This is a genomic window from Pseudomonas sp. Marseille-P9899, assembly GCF_903166565.1.
GTDB classification, from domain to species: domain Bacteria; phylum Pseudomonadota; class Gammaproteobacteria; order Pseudomonadales; family Pseudomonadaceae; genus Aquipseudomonas; species Aquipseudomonas huaxiensis.
The window spans coordinates 433,492-447,541 of the sequence record NZ_CAESCG010000005.1; the positions used below are offsets into that span (position 1 = coordinate 433,492).

The following is a 14,050-nucleotide window of genomic DNA, read 5'->3' on the forward strand; positions in this document are numbered from 1 at the left end:
CTAGTCGGCCAGCAGTTCGCCCTGCTCTTGCGCGCACAGCGCCAGCAGGTAGTCCCAGACCACCCGCAGGCGCACCGACTTGTGCAACTCGCGGCGTGTGCTGATCCAGTAGCTGCGCTGGATGGTTTCGCTGGGCAGGATGCGCACCAGCCCCGGATCGTGCCGCGCCATGTAGTTGGGCAGCACGGCGATGCCCAGCCCGGCGCGCGCCGCATGCTGCTGGGCGATCACGCTGGTGCTGCGGAACACTACGTTCGGCGCCCGGCAGAAGCTGTGCAGAAACAGCAGCTCCTGACTGAACAGCAGGTCGTCGACGTAGCCGATCCAGGTATGCCGGGCCAGATCTTCGCGGCTGTTCAGCGCGGGAGCGCGGGCGAGGTAGTCGGGGCTGGCGTAGAGCGCCAGGCGGTAGTCGGTGAGCTTGCGAGTGATCAACAGGTCGGCGTTGGGTCGCTCCAGGTGGATGCTGATTTCCGCCTCGCGGTTGATGATGCTGACAAAGCGCGGCACCGCCACCAGCTCCACTTCAAGCCCCGGATACCGGTCGAACAGGCTGCCCATGCGCGGGGTGAAAAACATGATGCCGATGCCTTCGGTGACCCCCAGGCGGATCTTGCCCAGCGGGGTGATGGCCTGGGTGATTTCTTCCTGGGCCAGCAGCGCGACGTTCTCCATCGCCTCGGCATGCTTGAGCAGGGCCTGGCCGGACGGCGTCAGTTCATAGCCCTGGGCATGCTGGACGAATAGCGCGGTGCCCAGGCTCTGCTCGATATTTTCGATATGCCGGGCCACGGTGCTGTGGGTGGTGTTGAGGCGTTTGGCGGCAGTGAGCAGGCGGCCGCTGCGCTGTAATTCGAGAAAAAACCGCAGATCATTCCAGTCGAACATTGGCTGTCCCTGTTAACCGCAGGCTTGCCGGCGTTGTGTTTAAACGCACAGCGGTTGAGTGAAAACGAACGTTTTCATCTCGAAAATAATCAATAACACTGAAGGAAGACAAGAATAAAAATCAGGCGCGAGGTCTTCATGCCATCAGCCGATCATTCCTACGACTACGTCATCGTTGGTGCCGGTCCAGCGGGTTGCCTGCTGGCGAACCGGTTGTCCGCCGATCCTTCCTGCCGCGTTGCCCTGCTCGAAGCCGGTGGCCGCGACAACTACCCCTGGATTCATATCCCGGTCGGTTATCTCTACTGCATTGGCAATCCACGCACCGACTGGTGTTTCAAGACCGAATCCCAAGCCGGCCTCAACGGGCGCAGCCTGGGTTATCCACGGGGCAAGGTGCTCGGCGGCTGTTCCTCGATCAACGGCATGATCTACATGCGCGGGCAGTCCGGTGACTATGACCGCTGGGCCGACGAGGGCAATCCCGGTTGGGCGTGGAACGACGTGCTGCCACTGTTCAAGGCCAGCGAGCGGCACTACGCCGGCGCCAGCGAGGCGCACGGTGCTGACGGTGAATGGCGGGTCGAGCAGCAGCGTTATTCCTGGGCGATTCTCGACGCGTTTCGCGAGGCGGCCGCGCAACAGGGGATCGCCAGCGTCGATGACTTCAACGGCGGCGATAACCAGGGCTGTGGATATTTTCAGGTCAACCAGAAAGCCGGCGTGCGCTGGAATGCCTCCAAGGCGTTTCTCCGGCCGATTGCCCAGCGCACCAACCTGAGCGTGCTGACGGGTGTCGATGTGGACCGTGTGCTGCTGGAGAACGGCCGTGCCTCTGCGGTGCGCGCACGGTGGCAGGGGCAATGGCAGAACTTCGAAGCGCGCCGCGAAGTGATCCTGTGCGCTGGCTCCGTCGGTTCGCCGGGTATCCTGCAGCGTTCCGGCATCGGTCCACGGCCGCTGCTGGAGCGCTTGGGCATTGGCGTGAACCACGAACTCCCGGGCGTTGGCGGCAACCTGCAGGACCACCTGCAACTGCGGCTGATCTACCAGGTCGACAATGTCCGCACCCTCAATCAGGTGGCCAACACGCTCTTCGGCAAGATGGGCATGGGCCTGCGTTATCTCTATGACCGCAGTGGCCCGCTGGCGATGGCGCCGAGCCAACTGGGCGCGTTCGTGCGCTCGGGCCCGGAGCAGGCTTCGCCGAATCTGCAGTACCACGTCCAGCCGCTGTCGCTGGACCGCTTCGGCGAGCCGTTGCACCGCTTCGCCGCCTTCACGGCGTCGGTGTGTAACTTGCGCCCGCTCAGCCGCGGACGTGTGGATATCCGCTCGGCAGACCCCGCCGACGCGCCATTGATCGACCCCAACTACCTCAGCGCACCGGAAGACCTGCAGGTCGCTGCCCAGGCCATCCGTCTGACTCGCAATATCGTCCAGTCCCCTGCCCTCGCGCCCTTCTCGCCGCGCGAATACCTGCCGGGACCGACGTTGCAGAGTGACGAAGACCTGTACGCCGCTGCCGGTCAGATTGGCACCACCATCTTCCATCCGGTGGGTACCTGCCGCATGGGCAACGGGCCGCTGGATGTGGTGGACGCGCAGTTGCGGGTTCATGGCGTCGGCGGTCTGCGCATCGCCGATGCGTCGATCATGCCGAACATCGTTTCGGGCAATACCTGCTCACCCACCTTGATGATCGCGGAAAAGGCCGCGCAACTGATCCGCCAGGGCCATGAGGCCGTCAGCACCCGCAGTGACCGCACGAAGATAGCGACGCCCTGAGCCTTGCGCGGGGCGGCGTGGCAACAGTGACACCGGCAGCAGTCGACCGGTGTCGACAGTGGACAACAACAATAATCACTGTGCCCCAACGTGGGCCGAGGACAGCACGATGTCGGACACCCTTCAGCAACAGAGCGCAACCACGACGGCCAGCAGCCGCCGCGAAGAGCGCAAGATCATTTTCGCGTCATCCCTCGGGACGGTTTTCGAGTGGTATGACTTTTTTCTCTACGGGGCGCTGGCCGCGGTCATCAGCAAGCAGTTCTTCGCCGGGGTCAACGACACCACGGCGTTCATCTTTGCGCTGATGGCATTTGCCGCCGGGTTCCTGGTCAGGCCGTTCGGTGCGCTGGTATTCGGGCGGCTGGGAGACATGATCGGCCGCAAGTACACCTTCCTGGTGACCATCGTGCTGATGGGCCTGTCCACCTTCGCCGTGGGCCTGCTGCCGACCTACGCCAGCATCGGCATCGCCGCACCGATCATCCTGGTGGTGCTGCGCATGCTCCAGGGCCTGGCGCTGGGCGGTGAGTACGGCGGCGCGGCGACCTACGTTGCCGAACACGCCCCGCACGGCAAACGTGGTTTCCACACAGGCTTTATCCAGTCCACCGCGACGCTTGGCCTGCTGCTGTCGCTGCTGGTGGTGCTGGGCAGCCGCTACATCAGTGGCGACCAGTTCGAAACCTGGGGCTGGCGCCTGCCGTTCTTGCTGTCCATCGTGCTGCTGGCAATCTCTACCTGGATCCGCATGAGCATGCATGAGTCGCCGGCCTTCGTGAAAATGAAGGCCCAGGGCAAGATCAGCAAGTCGCCGATCCGCGAGTCCTTCACCTCCTGGCCGAACCTCAAGGTGGTGCTGACGGCGCTGTTCAGTATCAATGCCGGGCAGGCGGTGACCTTCTACACCGCGCAGTTCTACGTGCTGTTCTTCATGACCCAGATGCTCAAGATGGACCCGGCCCAGGCCAACACCCTGCTGATCATCAGCGTGGTGATCGGCGCGCCGTTCTTCGTCTTCTTTGGCTGGCTGTCGGACCGCATCGGGCGCAAGCCGATCCTGATGACGGGCTTGCTGCTCGCTACCCTGCTCTACTTCCCGCTGTTCAAAGCGCTCAGCCACTACGCCAACCCGCAGATCGACACCGCCAGCCGTCAGTCGCCCATCGTGGTGATGGCTGACCCTGCTGGCTGCACGTTCCAGTTCGACCCGGTGGGCAAGGCGCGTTTCGACAGCCCTTGCGACAAGGTCAAGACGTTCCTGGTCAAGCAGGGCCTGCCGTACAGCTCGCAATCGGTGCCTGCCGGCAGCAACGTGGCAGTGATGGTGGGTGAGCAGCGCATCGAGGGCTTCGACGAGGCGGCCATGCGCGCGGCGATCGAGAAGGCTGGCTACCCGTCCAAGGCCGACGCCAGCAGCGTCAACCAGCCAATGGTGGTGCTGCTGATCGTGGTGATGATCCTGATCGCCACCATGACCTATGGACCGCTGGCCGCAGTGATGGTCGAGCTGTTCCCGACCCGCATTCGCTACACCTCGATGTCCCTGCCCTACCACATCGGCAACGGCTGGTTCGGCGGCTTCCTGCCCACCGTGTCGTTCGCATTGGTGGTGTACACCGGCGACATTTTCTACGGGCTCTGGTACCCGGTGCTGATCACCGGCGTCAGTCTGGTGGTGGGTCTGTTCTGTCTGAAAGAGACCCGTGATGTCGACATCGATAAGGTGTGAATAACAGGCACAAAAAAACCGGCGTAAAAGCCGGTTTTTTTATTCCGCGAAAAAACTTATGCACGATTTACACGAAACAGTCATACATAGAAATATGTAAGCAGATTAATGAGTTAGCGCGTTTTTTCGTGATCCATCCAAATATTGTCAACAAGTTATCCACAGAACGGGTCAAGCCACCGACTGCGTTTCGCTGACCGCCTGCAGAGGGGGCAGCGAACCCAGTTCGCGCTGGGTTTTTTCGTTCCAGGCGGCAGCGCGGTCGTTCAGTTCGGCGATCGCCCGCGGGCCACTGCCTTCGGCCCACATCGGCTCGCCGATCACCACTTCAATGGTGCCAGCGCGCTTGCCCCAGCCTTCCTTGGGCCAGTACTTGCCAGCGTTGTGGGCGATGGGCAGTACCGGCAGGTCGGCGTTCACCGCCAGGGCGGCGCCGCTGCGCGAGAACTTGCCGATCTGGCCGAATGGCACGCGGGTACCTTCCGGGAAGATCAGCACCCAGACGCGTTCCTTGAGCAGCTTGTCGCCTTTGGCGGCAACCTGTTTCAGGGCGGCCTTGGGGTTGTCGCGGTCGATGGCGATCGGCCGCAGCATGGCCATCGCCCAACCAAAGAACGGCACGTACAGCAGCTCGCGCTTGAGCACCTGGCTCAGGGGCTGGAAGTACGCGGAAAGGAAGAAGGTTTCCCAGGTGCTCTGGTGATTGGAGAGGATCACACAGGGGCGCTCGGGGATGTTTTCGGCGCCGGTCACCTTGACCCGGATATTCAGGAACACCCGCACCAGCACCAGCGCGAAGCGGCACCAGAAGACGTTGATCCAGCGATAGCGATAACGGAACGGCAGGAATGGCGCGATAAAGAAGCTGAGTGAACACCAGATCAGCGCGCTGGCGCCCAACAACAGATAAAAGGGAACGATTCTGATCGCCTGCAGGATCGACATAGCGGCTTGTACCGTTGCGGGAGGGCCCGCCTAGTAAGAGTGCGCCCGCAAGGGGCAGGCGCGCTATTTGTGGATAAGTGCTCTGGCGACGGCAGCCAGGTCATCGAAAATCAGTGTATCCGGCGCAACGCCCTTGGCGAGGGTCTTCTCACCCTTGCCGGTGCGTACCAGAACCGGTTGAGCATCGACGGTTGCCGCGGCTTCCAGGTCACCGCTGCTGTCGCCGACGAACCACACGCCGGCGAGGCTGGCGTCATAGTGTTCGGCAATCTGCCGCAGCATCCCGGGCTTTGGCTTGCGGCAATCGCAACCATCGTCCGGCCCGTGCGGGCAGTGGACGATCAGCCCGACGTCCCCACCCTGCGCGGCCACCAGCTCACGCAGGCGGGCGTGCATCGCGTCGAGGGTCGACAGCGGGTAGTAGCCGCGAGCGATGCCGGACTGGTTGGTGGCGACGGCCACCGTCCAGCCGGCCTGGCTCAACTGCGCGATGGCCTCGATCGAGCCGGGGATCGGAATCCATTCCTCCAGCGACTTGATGTAGGCGTCGGAGTCCTGGTTGATCACCCCGTCACGATCGAGAATCAGCAGTTTCAAGGCTTACCCCAGCAGCGAGATGTCGGCCACGCCCAGGAACAGACCGCGCAGGCGGCTGAGCAGGGCATAACGGTTGGCCCGCACGTTGGCGTCCTCGGCATTGACCATCACCGCTTCGAAGAACGCATCCACCGGCTCACGCAGGGCAGCCAGACGCGCCAGCGACTCGCGGTACTGACGCGCTGCTGCCAGCGGTTGCACGGCGTGGTCGGCCTGCTGGATCGCCGAGTACAGCGAGAACTCGTTGGCGTTGTCGAAGTACTTCGGCTCGACGGTGGTGGCCACGGTGCCTTCGGCTTTGCTCAGCAGGTTCGACACGCGCTTGTTCACCGCGGCCAGGGCGGCGGCTTCCGGCAGTTGGCGGAAGGCCTGAACGGCCTGCACGCGCTGGTCGAAGTCCAGCGCCGAACCCGGTTTCAGGGCACGGACCGACAGGTAGGTGGCGACATCGATGCCTTCATCTTCGTAGCGCGCACGCAGGCGGTCGAAGATGAACTCCAGCACCAGCTCGGCCAGGCCGGCCGGCTTGACCTTGGCACCGAACTGCTTGACCGCGAACTCGACCGCTTCGGTCAGGTCCAGGTCCAGTTGCTTCTCGATCAGGATGCGCAGTACGCCCAGGGCTGCACGACGCAGTGCATACGGGTCTTTGCTGCCGGTTGGCAGCATGCCGATACCGAAGATGCCGACCAGGGTGTCGAGCTTGTCGGCGATGGCCACGGCTGCGCCGGTCAGGGTCGATGGCAGTTCAGCGCCAGCACCGCGCGGCATGTACTGCTCGTTCAGGGCCAGGGCAACATCTTCCGGCTCGCCGTCGTTGAGCGCGTAGTAGTAACCGGCAACGCCCTGCATTTCAGGGAATTCGCCGACCATCTCGGAGGCCAGGTCGCACTTGGACAGCAGACCCGCGCGGGCTGCGCGTTGGGCGTCGCCGCCGATCTTGCCGGCGATGAACGCGGCCAGATTCGAAACGCGCTCGGCCTTGTCGAAGACGCTGCCCAACTGGGCCTGGAAGACCACGTTCTGCAGGCGGTCGTTGAAGCTTGCCAGTGGCTGCTTCTTATCCTGCTTGAAGAAGAACTCGGCGTCGGTCAGGCGTGGACGCACGACCTTCTCGTTGCCTTCGATGATCTGCTTCGGATCGCGGCTTTCGACGTTGGCCACGGTGATGAAGCGCGGCAGCAATTTGCCGTCGACGTCCAGCAGGCAGAAGTACTTCTGGTTGTCCTGCATGGTGGTGATCAGGGCTTCTTGCGGCACTTCAAGGAAACGCTCCTCGAACGAGCAGACCAGCGGAACCGGCCACTCGACCAGCGCGGTCACTTCGTCCAGCAGGGCTGGCGGAACGATCGCGGTGCCTTCCTGCTGCATCGCCAGTTCAGCGGTGCGCTTGCTGATCAGCTCGCGACGCTCGGCGAAGTCGGCCAGGACGTAGGCCTTGCGCAGGTCTTCCTGGTAGTTGGCCGGAGCGCTGATGCGCACGTTTTCCGGATGGTGGAAGCGGTGGCCACGGGATTCACGACCGGCAGTCTGGGCGAGGATGGTGCAATCGACCACCTCGTCACCCAGCAGCATTACCAGCCATTGGGTCGGACGCACGAACTCTTCGCGGCGAGCACCCCAGCGCATGCGCTTGGGGATCGGCAGGTCGTTCAGGGAGTCTTCGACGATGGTCGGCAGCAGGCTGGCGGTTGCCTTGCCCGGGATGTGCTGGGGGAAGCGCAGCTTGGCGCCGCTCTGGTCGATTTCCGACAGCTCCACGCCACACTTCTTGGCGAAGCCAAGGGCGGCCTGGGTCGGGTTGCCTTCAGCGTCGAACGCGGCCTGGCGGGGCGGGCCGTCGACATTGATGCTGCGGTCTGGCTGCTGGGTGTCGAGTTGACGGATCAGCACGGCCAGACGGCGCGGCGCGGCGTACACCTGTTTGCCGGTGTAGTTCAGGCCGGCGGCCTGCAGGCCTTTTTCGATGCCGGCGAGGAACGCATCGCCGAGGCTGGCCAGGGCCTTGGGTGGCAGCTCTTCGGTGCCCAGTTCAACCAGGAAATCTTGAGCACTCATTCTGCAGCCTCCAGCTTGGCCAACACTTCATCACGCAATTCAGGGGTTGCCATCGGGAAGCCCAGCTTGGCGCGGGCGTTCAGGTAGCTCTGGGCCACGGCACGGGCCAGGGTGCGCACGCGCAGGATGTAACGCTGGCGCTCGGTGACCGAGATGGCGCGGCGGGCATCCAGCAGGTTGAAGGTGTGGGACGCCTTGAGGACCATTTCGTAGGTCGGCAGCGGCAGTTCCAGCTCGATCAGGCGGTTGGCTTCGCTTTCGTAGAAGTCGAACAGCTCGAACAGCTTCTCGACGTTGGCGTGTTCGAAGTTGTAGGTCGACTGCTCCACTTCGTTCTGGTGGAACACGTCGCCGTAGGTCACCTTGCCGAACGGACCGTCGGTCCAGACCAGGTCGTAGACCGAGTCGACGCCCTGCAGGTACATGGCCAGACGTTCCAGGCCATAGGTGATTTCACCGGTGACCGGCAGGCATTCGATGCCGCCAACTTGCTGGAAGTAGGTGAACTGGGTGACTTCCATGCCGTTGAGCCAGATTTCCCAACCCAGACCCCAGGCGCCGAGGGTCGGCGATTCCCAGTTGTCTTCGACGAAACGGATGTCGTGAACCAGCGGATCCAGGCCAATGGCTTTCAGCGAGCCGAGGTACAGCTCCTGGAAGTTGGCCGGGTTCGGCTTGAGCACTACCTGGAACTGGTAGTAGTGCTGCAGGCGGTTGGGGTTTTCACCGTAACGGCCATCAGCCGGGCGACGGCTTGGCTGTACGTAAGCGGCGTTCCAGGTTTCCGGGCCTACGGCGCGCAGAAACGTGGCGGTATGAAAGGTGCCGGCGCCCACTTCCATATCGTAGGGCTGAAGCACCACACAACCTTGCTCGGCCCAGTACTGCTGGAGCGCGAGGATCAAGTCTTGGAAGGTACGCACGGCTGGCGTAGGCTGGCTCACGAAATTCACCTGTTTCTAGGGCTGCGAATATAAAGAGCGGGAGTATAACCCGATTCGCCCCGGCCTCTACCCATGGTGCTTTATGCCACGTTGCTTTTGGTGTACCGACGATCCGCTGTACCAGGCTTATCACGATCAGGAATGGGGCACGCCGCAGCGCGATGCCGGGCAGCTCTTCGAAATGCTGCTTCTGGAAGGATTCCAGGCCGGTCTGTCGTGGATCACCGTGCTGAAAAAGCGCGAGCGTTATCGGCAGGTGATGTTCGGGTTCGACCCGCATCGGCTGGCGCAAATGACCGATGAAGAAATCGAAGAACGCATGCTCGACCCCGGCATCATCCGCAACCGCCTGAAGCTCAAGGCTTCGCGGCGCAATGCGCTGGCCTGGCTGAAGCTGGACGACCCGGCGGCCTTCCTCTGGTCCTTCGTCGGCGGCCAGCCGAAGATCAATCACTTTGTCGGGCGCAGCGAAGTGCCGGCGGTCACCGACGAGGCCAAGGCCATGAGCAAGGCGCTGCAAAAGGCCGGGTTCACCTTTGTCGGACCGACCATCTGTTATGCCTTCATGCAGGCCACCGGCATGGTCATGGATCACACCACTGATTGCGATCGATACGCCGCCCTGCTGCGCTGACGGTTACAATGCCCGGCTTGCTTACGGAGGAACCTGCCTGTGGAAAAGTTCAAGGGCGCCTTGATGGTCGGGGCGTTGCGGTTGTTTGCCAAGCTGCCCTGGGGCGCAGTGCAACGGGTCGGCGCGGCCATCGGCTGGATCATGTGGAAGGTGCCGAACAGCTCCCGTGAAGTGGTGCGGATCAACCTGTCCAAGTGCTTCCCGGAGATGGACCCGGTCGAGCGCGAGAAGCTGGTGGGACGCTCGCTGATGGACATCGGCAAGTCCTTCACCGAAAGCGCCTGCGCCTGGATCTGGCCGGCGCAGCGTTCCATTGACCTGGTGCGTGAAGTCGAAGGCCTGGAGGTGTTGAAAGACGCGCTGGCCTCGGGCAAAGGCGTGGTCGGCATCACCAGTCACCTTGGCAACTGGGAAGTGCTCAACCACTTCTATTGCAGCCAGTGCAAACCGATCATTTTCTACCGCCCGCCCAAGCTCAAGGCGGTCGATGACCTGCTGCGCGAGCAGCGCGTGCAACTGGGCAACCGCGTTGCGCCTTCGACCAAGGAAGGCATCCTGAGCATCATCAAGGAAGTGCGTCGTGGCGGTCAGGTGGGAATTCCGGCTGACCCGGAGCCTGCGGAATCGGCGGGGATCTTCGTGCCGTTCCTGGGGACGAAAGCGCTGACCAGCAAGTTCGTGCCGAACATGCTGGCGGGCGGCAAGGCGGTGGGGGTGTTCCTGCATGCCTTGCGGCTGCCGGATGGCTCGGGCTTCAAGGTGATCCTGGAAGCGGCGCCGGAGGCGATGTACAGCACCGACACCGAGACTTCGGCGGCGGCGATGAGCCAGGTGGTGGAGAAGTATGTGCGGGCTTATCCGAGCCAGTACATGTGGAGCATGAAGCGGTTCAAGAAGCGGCCGGCTGGGGAAGCTCGCTGGTATTGATGTATCTGGGCCCGCTTTGCGGGCCTTCGCGACGGTTCGGCGCCCCGACAAGCTCGCTCCCACCGAATTAGGCCAGCCCTGTAAATCCACTGTGGGAGCGAGCTTGCTCGCGAAGGACCGCGCAGCGGGCCCAAAACATTCAACTCAATTTCCGGCTTTATCCAGCTTCTTCAAGAACACCGCCATCTCCTTCTCGGCCTGCTTGTCCCCATGAGCCTGCGCCGCCGCAATCCCCTGCTCCCAGGCCGCCCGTGCCGCAGCGTTATCCCCAGCCGCCACCCACGCCTTGCCGAGCAACTTCCACGCCGCCGAATACTTCGGATCCAGCTCCACACACCGCGCCAGGTGTACCGCCGCTTCGGCGCCGTTGCCTTCGTCCAGCCAGGACTTGCCCAGCCCAAAGCGCAACAGCGGGTTATCCACACCCTTGGCGAGCATCTTTTCCAGCGATTCGCGCATTGCCTTCCCTTCCTTCGGTAGCAGTCAGAAGAACGTCAGACCGACGTGGAACAACTTCTCCACATCGCGAATGTACTTTTTATCCACAACGAACAGGATCACGTGGTCGCCGCTCTTGATCACCGTGTCGTCGTGGGCGATGAGCACTTCGTCGTCGCGGATGATCGCGCCGATGGTGGTGCCCGGCGGCAGGTTGATGTCTTCGATGGCCTTGCCCACCACCTTGCTCGACTTCGAGTCGCCGTGGGCGATCGCTTCGATGGCTTCCGCCGCACCCCGGCGCAGCGAGTGCACGCTGACGATATCGCCGCGGCGCACGTGGGCCAGCAAGGTGCCGATGGTCGCGAGCTGAGGGCTGATGGCGATATCGATCTCGCCGCCCTGCACCAGATCGACATAGGCCGGGTTGTTGATGATGGTCATCACCTTGCGCGCGCCGAGGCGCTTGGCCAGCAGCGAGGACATGATGTTGGCCTCGTCGTCGTTGGTCAGGGCCAGGAAGATGTCGGCGTCGGCGATGTTCTCTTCCAGCAGCAGGTCGCGGTCCGAGGCACTGCCCTGGAGCACCACGGTGCTGTCGAGGGTGTCGGAGAGGTAGCGGCAACGGGCCGCGCTCATCTCGATGATCTTTACCTGATAGCGGCTTTCGATGGCCTCGGCCAGGCGCTCGCCGATCTGCCCGCCACCGGCAATCACCACGCGCTTGTTGGTTTCATCGAGGCGGCGCAGCTCGCCCATCACCGCACGGATGTGGGCCTTGGCGGCGATGAAGAATACTTCGTCATCGGCTTCGATCACCGTGTCGCCTTGCGGCAGGATCGGCCGGTCGCGGCGGAAGATCGCTGCTACGCGGGTATCGACATTGGGCATGTGCGCGCGGATCTGGCGCAGTTGCTGGCCCACCAGCGGCCCGCCGTAGTAGGCCTTGACCGCCACCAGTTGCGCCTTGCCGTCGGCGAAGTCGATCACCTGCAGGGCGCCCGGATGTTCGATCAGGCGCTTGATGTAGTGGGTCACCACCTGTTCCGGGCTGATCAGCACGTCCACCGGAATGGCTTCGTTGTCGAACAGCTCGTTGCGGGTCAGGTAGGCGGATTCGCGGACGCGGGCGATCTTGGTCGGGGTGTGGAACAGCGTGTAGGCGACCTGGCAGGCGACCATGTTGGTCTCGTCGCTGTTGGTCACCGCCACCAGCATGTCGGCATCGTCGGCGCCGGCCTGGCGCAGGATGGTCGGCAGCGAGCCGCGGCCCTGGACGGTGCGGATATCCAGGCGATCGCCAAGATCGCGCAGGCGCTCGCCATCGGTGTCGACCACGGTGATGTCGTTGGCTTCACTGGCCAGGTGTTCGGCCAGCGTCCCGCCGACCTGCCCCGCGCCAAGGATGATGATCTTCATCCGCTGTCCCTTCCCTTGTTGTTATAGGCCGCGCGCGGCGGCGATTTTTATCAGCTTGGCGTAGTAGAAACCGTCGTGCCCGCCTTCCTGGGCGAGCAACTGGCGACCGTGCGGCTGGCGGATGCCGGCGTCGGTGGCCGGGTCCAGCTCACGGGCGCCGGGGGTGCGGGCGAGGAACGCCTCGATCACTTCGGTGTTTTCCGTGGGCAGGGTGGAACAGGTGGCGTAGAGCAGCATGCCGCCGACCTCGAGGGTCGGCCAGAGTGCATCGAGTAATTCGCCTTGCAGGGCGGCCAGTGCGGCGATGTCGTCGGCCTGGCGGGTCAGCTTGATGTCCGGGTGGCGGCGGATCACGCCGGTGGCCGAGCACGGTGCGTCCAGCAGGATGCGCTGGAAGCCCTTGCCGTCCCACCACTCGCCGGTGTTGCGGGCATCGCAGGCGATCAGCTGGGCGTCGAGGCCGAGGCGGTCGAGGTTCTCGCGCACGCGCACCAGACGCTTGGCTTCCAGGTCGATGGCGACCACGCCGGCCAGCTTCGGCTCGACTTCCAGCACATGGCAGGTCTTGCCGCCAGGGGCGCAGCAGGCGTCCAGCACCCGTTGTCCCGGCGCCAGCTCCAGCAGGTCGGCGGCCAGTTGCGCGGCTTCGTCCTGGACGCTGATCCAGCCGTCGGCGAAGCCCGGCAGGTCACGCACATCACAGGCGACGGCCAGCAGAATGCCGTCGACGCTGTACTGGCACGGCGCGGCGTCGATGCCGGCCTGGCGCAGCAATTCGAGGTAGGCGTCGCGGCTGTGATGACGGCGGTTGACCCGCAGGATCATCGGCGGATGGGCGTTATTGGCGGCGCAGATGGCTTCCCACTGCTCCGGCCAGAACGCCTTCAGCGACTTTTGCAGCCAGCGCGGGTGAGCGGTGCGCACCACCGGATCGCGTTCCAGCTCGGCGAGGATGTCGTTGCCTTCACGCTGGGCGCGGCGCAGCACGGCGTTGAGCAGGCCCTTGGCCCAGGGCTTTTTCAGCTTGTCGGCGCAGCCTACGGTTTCGCCGATGGCGGCGTGTTCCGGGACGCGGGTGTAGAACAACTGGTACAGGCCCACCAGCATCAAGGCCTGCACATCGGCATCGGCGCTCTTGAAAGGTTTTTGCAGCAGACGCTCGCCCAGTGCCGACAGGCGTGGCTGCCAGCGGGCGGTGCCGAAGGCGAGGTCCTGGGTCAGGCCGCGGTCGCGGGCCTCGACCTTGTCCAGTTGCGCCGGCAGCGAACTGTTCAGCGAGGCTTTGCCGCTGAGCACAGCGGCCAGGGCACGAGCGGCGGCCAGACGCGGGTTCATTGGCCGAGTACCGTGCCGGGGGTGAATTTCTCGCGACGGCTATTGAACAGGTCGCTGAAGTTCAGCGCCTTGCCGCCGGGCAGTTGCAGGCGGGGCCGGGTCAGCGCTTGCCCCCCGCAGGCGACGCCCCGGCCGTCCTTGCTCGCGGGAAGGGATTCCCCCCGCGCGCCCCGCCCCCCCCGGGGCGGGGGGCGTGTTCCCCCGCCCGGGGCGGGGGGGGGTCTGGCGCAGCTCGATGTTCTGCACCGCCACGTCGAGTACCCGCCACACCCGGGCGATCAGCTCGGGCCGGCTGACGGCGTTGCGATAGTCGGCGGTGTAGCGTAGCCGCCCGACCATCCGCAA

At 63.8% G+C, this 14,050-nt stretch carries 12 protein-coding genes and 1 pseudogene; 4 read left to right on the top strand and 9 right to left on the bottom strand.

What is annotated here, in order from left to right:
* Positions 1-888: a LysR family transcriptional regulator gene (locus tag HWV67_RS24425; protein WP_110969859.1), complete on the bottom strand. Its 888-nt coding sequence runs from the start codon at positions 886-888 to the stop codon at positions 1-3.
* Between the two features lie 138 nt (positions 889-1,026).
* Between HWV67_RS24425 and HWV67_RS24430 the strand changes: the two genes are divergently transcribed.
* The gene (locus tag HWV67_RS24430) at positions 1,027-2,676 is read left to right on the top strand and encodes a GMC family oxidoreductase (protein ID WP_175653108.1); all 1,650 of its coding nucleotides are present in this window, start codon (positions 1,027-1,029) and stop codon (positions 2,674-2,676) included.
* A gap of 109 nt (positions 2,677-2,785) precedes the next feature.
* On the top strand, positions 2,786-4,408 hold the full coding sequence (locus tag HWV67_RS24435) for an MFS transporter (RefSeq protein WP_175653109.1): 1,623 nt from the start codon (positions 2,786-2,788) through the stop codon (positions 4,406-4,408).
* Positions 4,409-4,579: 171 nt separating this feature from the next.
* Here the strand turns inward: HWV67_RS24435 and HWV67_RS24440 are convergent, their stop codons facing one another.
* From HWV67_RS24440 to glyQ, 4 genes are all read right to left on the bottom strand, one after another.
* Entirely contained in the window at positions 4,580-5,353 is a 774-nt protein-coding gene (locus HWV67_RS24440) for a lysophospholipid acyltransferase family protein (protein ID WP_175653110.1), read from the bottom strand.
* A gap of 63 nt (positions 5,354-5,416) precedes the next feature.
* Entirely contained in the window at positions 5,417-5,950 is a 534-nt protein-coding gene (gene gmhB, locus HWV67_RS24445; protein ID WP_175653111.1) for a D-glycero-beta-D-manno-heptose 1,7-bisphosphate 7-phosphatase, read from the bottom strand.
* A 3-nt stretch (positions 5,951-5,953) separates the two neighbouring features.
* The gene (glyS, locus tag HWV67_RS24450) at positions 5,954-8,008 is read right to left on the bottom strand and encodes a glycine--tRNA ligase subunit beta (RefSeq protein WP_175653112.1); all 2,055 of its coding nucleotides are present in this window, start codon (positions 8,006-8,008) and stop codon (positions 5,954-5,956) included.
* Complete coding sequence (gene glyQ, locus HWV67_RS24455; RefSeq protein WP_110969864.1) at positions 8,005-8,952, bottom strand: glycine--tRNA ligase subunit alpha; 948 nt, start codon at positions 8,950-8,952, stop codon at positions 8,005-8,007. The genes glyS and glyQ overlap by 4 nt, the downstream gene beginning before the upstream one ends.
* Before the next feature lie 82 nt (positions 8,953-9,034).
* Here glyQ and HWV67_RS24460 point away from each other — a divergent pair, with 82 nt between their 5' ends.
* Together HWV67_RS24460 and HWV67_RS24465 are read left to right on the top strand one after the other, a co-directional pair.
* A complete protein-coding gene (locus tag HWV67_RS24460) occupies positions 9,035-9,586 on the top strand; it encodes a DNA-3-methyladenine glycosylase I (protein ID WP_110969865.1) in 552 nt (183 codons plus the stop codon).
* A 39-nt stretch (positions 9,587-9,625) separates the two neighbouring features.
* Positions 9,626-10,513, top strand: a complete 888-nt coding sequence (locus tag HWV67_RS24465; RefSeq protein ID WP_175653113.1) for a lysophospholipid acyltransferase — start codon at positions 9,626-9,628, stop codon at positions 10,511-10,513.
* 144 nt (positions 10,514-10,657) lie between these two features.
* On the opposite strand, the gene HWV67_RS24470 is transcribed toward HWV67_RS24465, so the two are convergent.
* The 4 genes and pseudogenes from HWV67_RS24470 to fmt form a co-directional block, all read right to left on the bottom strand.
* Positions 10,658-10,972, bottom strand: a complete 315-nt coding sequence (locus tag HWV67_RS24470) for a tetratricopeptide repeat protein (RefSeq protein ID WP_110969867.1) — start codon at positions 10,970-10,972, stop codon at positions 10,658-10,660.
* A 24-nt stretch (positions 10,973-10,996) separates the two neighbouring features.
* Positions 10,997-12,370 (bottom strand): Trk system potassium transporter TrkA, encoded by a 1,374-nt coding sequence (gene trkA, locus HWV67_RS24475; protein WP_175653114.1) that lies wholly within the window; start codon positions 12,368-12,370, stop codon positions 10,997-10,999.
* Positions 12,371-12,391: 21 nt separating this feature from the next.
* Positions 12,392-13,705 carry a 16S rRNA (cytosine(967)-C(5))-methyltransferase RsmB gene (gene rsmB / locus HWV67_RS24480; protein ID WP_175653115.1) on the bottom strand — a complete coding sequence of 438 codons (1,314 nt, stop codon included), beginning with the start codon at positions 13,703-13,705 and terminating at the stop codon, positions 12,392-12,394.
* A pseudogene (gene fmt, locus HWV67_RS24485) lies at positions 13,702-13,881 on the bottom strand (methionyl-tRNA formyltransferase); the annotation flags it as partial. The pseudogene fmt and the gene rsmB, both read right to left, overlap by 4 nt.
* Between the last annotated feature and the right edge of the window lie 169 nt (positions 13,882-14,050).

What these genes read in the sequence shown, in the direction of transcription:
- HWV67_RS24435 (WP_175653109.1), top strand. Translation starts at nt 2,786, where the DNA reads ATGTCGGACACCCTTCAGCAACAGAGCGCAACCACGACGGCCAGCAGC.
- HWV67_RS24460 (WP_110969865.1), top strand. Translation starts at nt 9,035, where the DNA reads ATGCCACGTTGCTTTTGGTGTACCGACGATCCGCTGTACCAGGCTTAT.
- HWV67_RS24440 (WP_175653110.1), bottom strand. Translation starts at nt 5,353, where the DNA reads ATGTCGATCCTGCAGGCGATCAGAATCGTTCCCTTTTATCTGTTGTTG.
- HWV67_RS24425 (WP_110969859.1), bottom strand. Translation starts at nt 888, where the DNA reads ATGTTCGACTGGAATGATCTGCGGTTTTTTCTCGAATTACAGCGCAGC.
- trkA (WP_175653114.1), bottom strand. Translation starts at nt 12,370, where the DNA reads ATGAAGATCATCATCCTTGGCGCGGGGCAGGTCGGCGGGACGCTGGCC.
- glyS (WP_175653112.1), bottom strand. Translation starts at nt 8,008, where the DNA reads ATGAGTGCTCAAGATTTCCTGGTTGAACTGGGCACCGAAGAGCTGCCA.
- rsmB (WP_175653115.1), bottom strand. Translation starts at nt 13,705, where the DNA reads ATGAACCCGCGTCTGGCCGCCGCTCGTGCCCTGGCCGCTGTGCTCAGC.
- HWV67_RS24470 (WP_110969867.1), bottom strand. Translation starts at nt 10,972, where the DNA reads ATGCGCGAATCGCTGGAAAAGATGCTCGCCAAGGGTGTGGATAACCCG.
- HWV67_RS24430 (WP_175653108.1), top strand. Translation starts at nt 1,027, where the DNA reads ATGCCATCAGCCGATCATTCCTACGACTACGTCATCGTTGGTGCCGGT.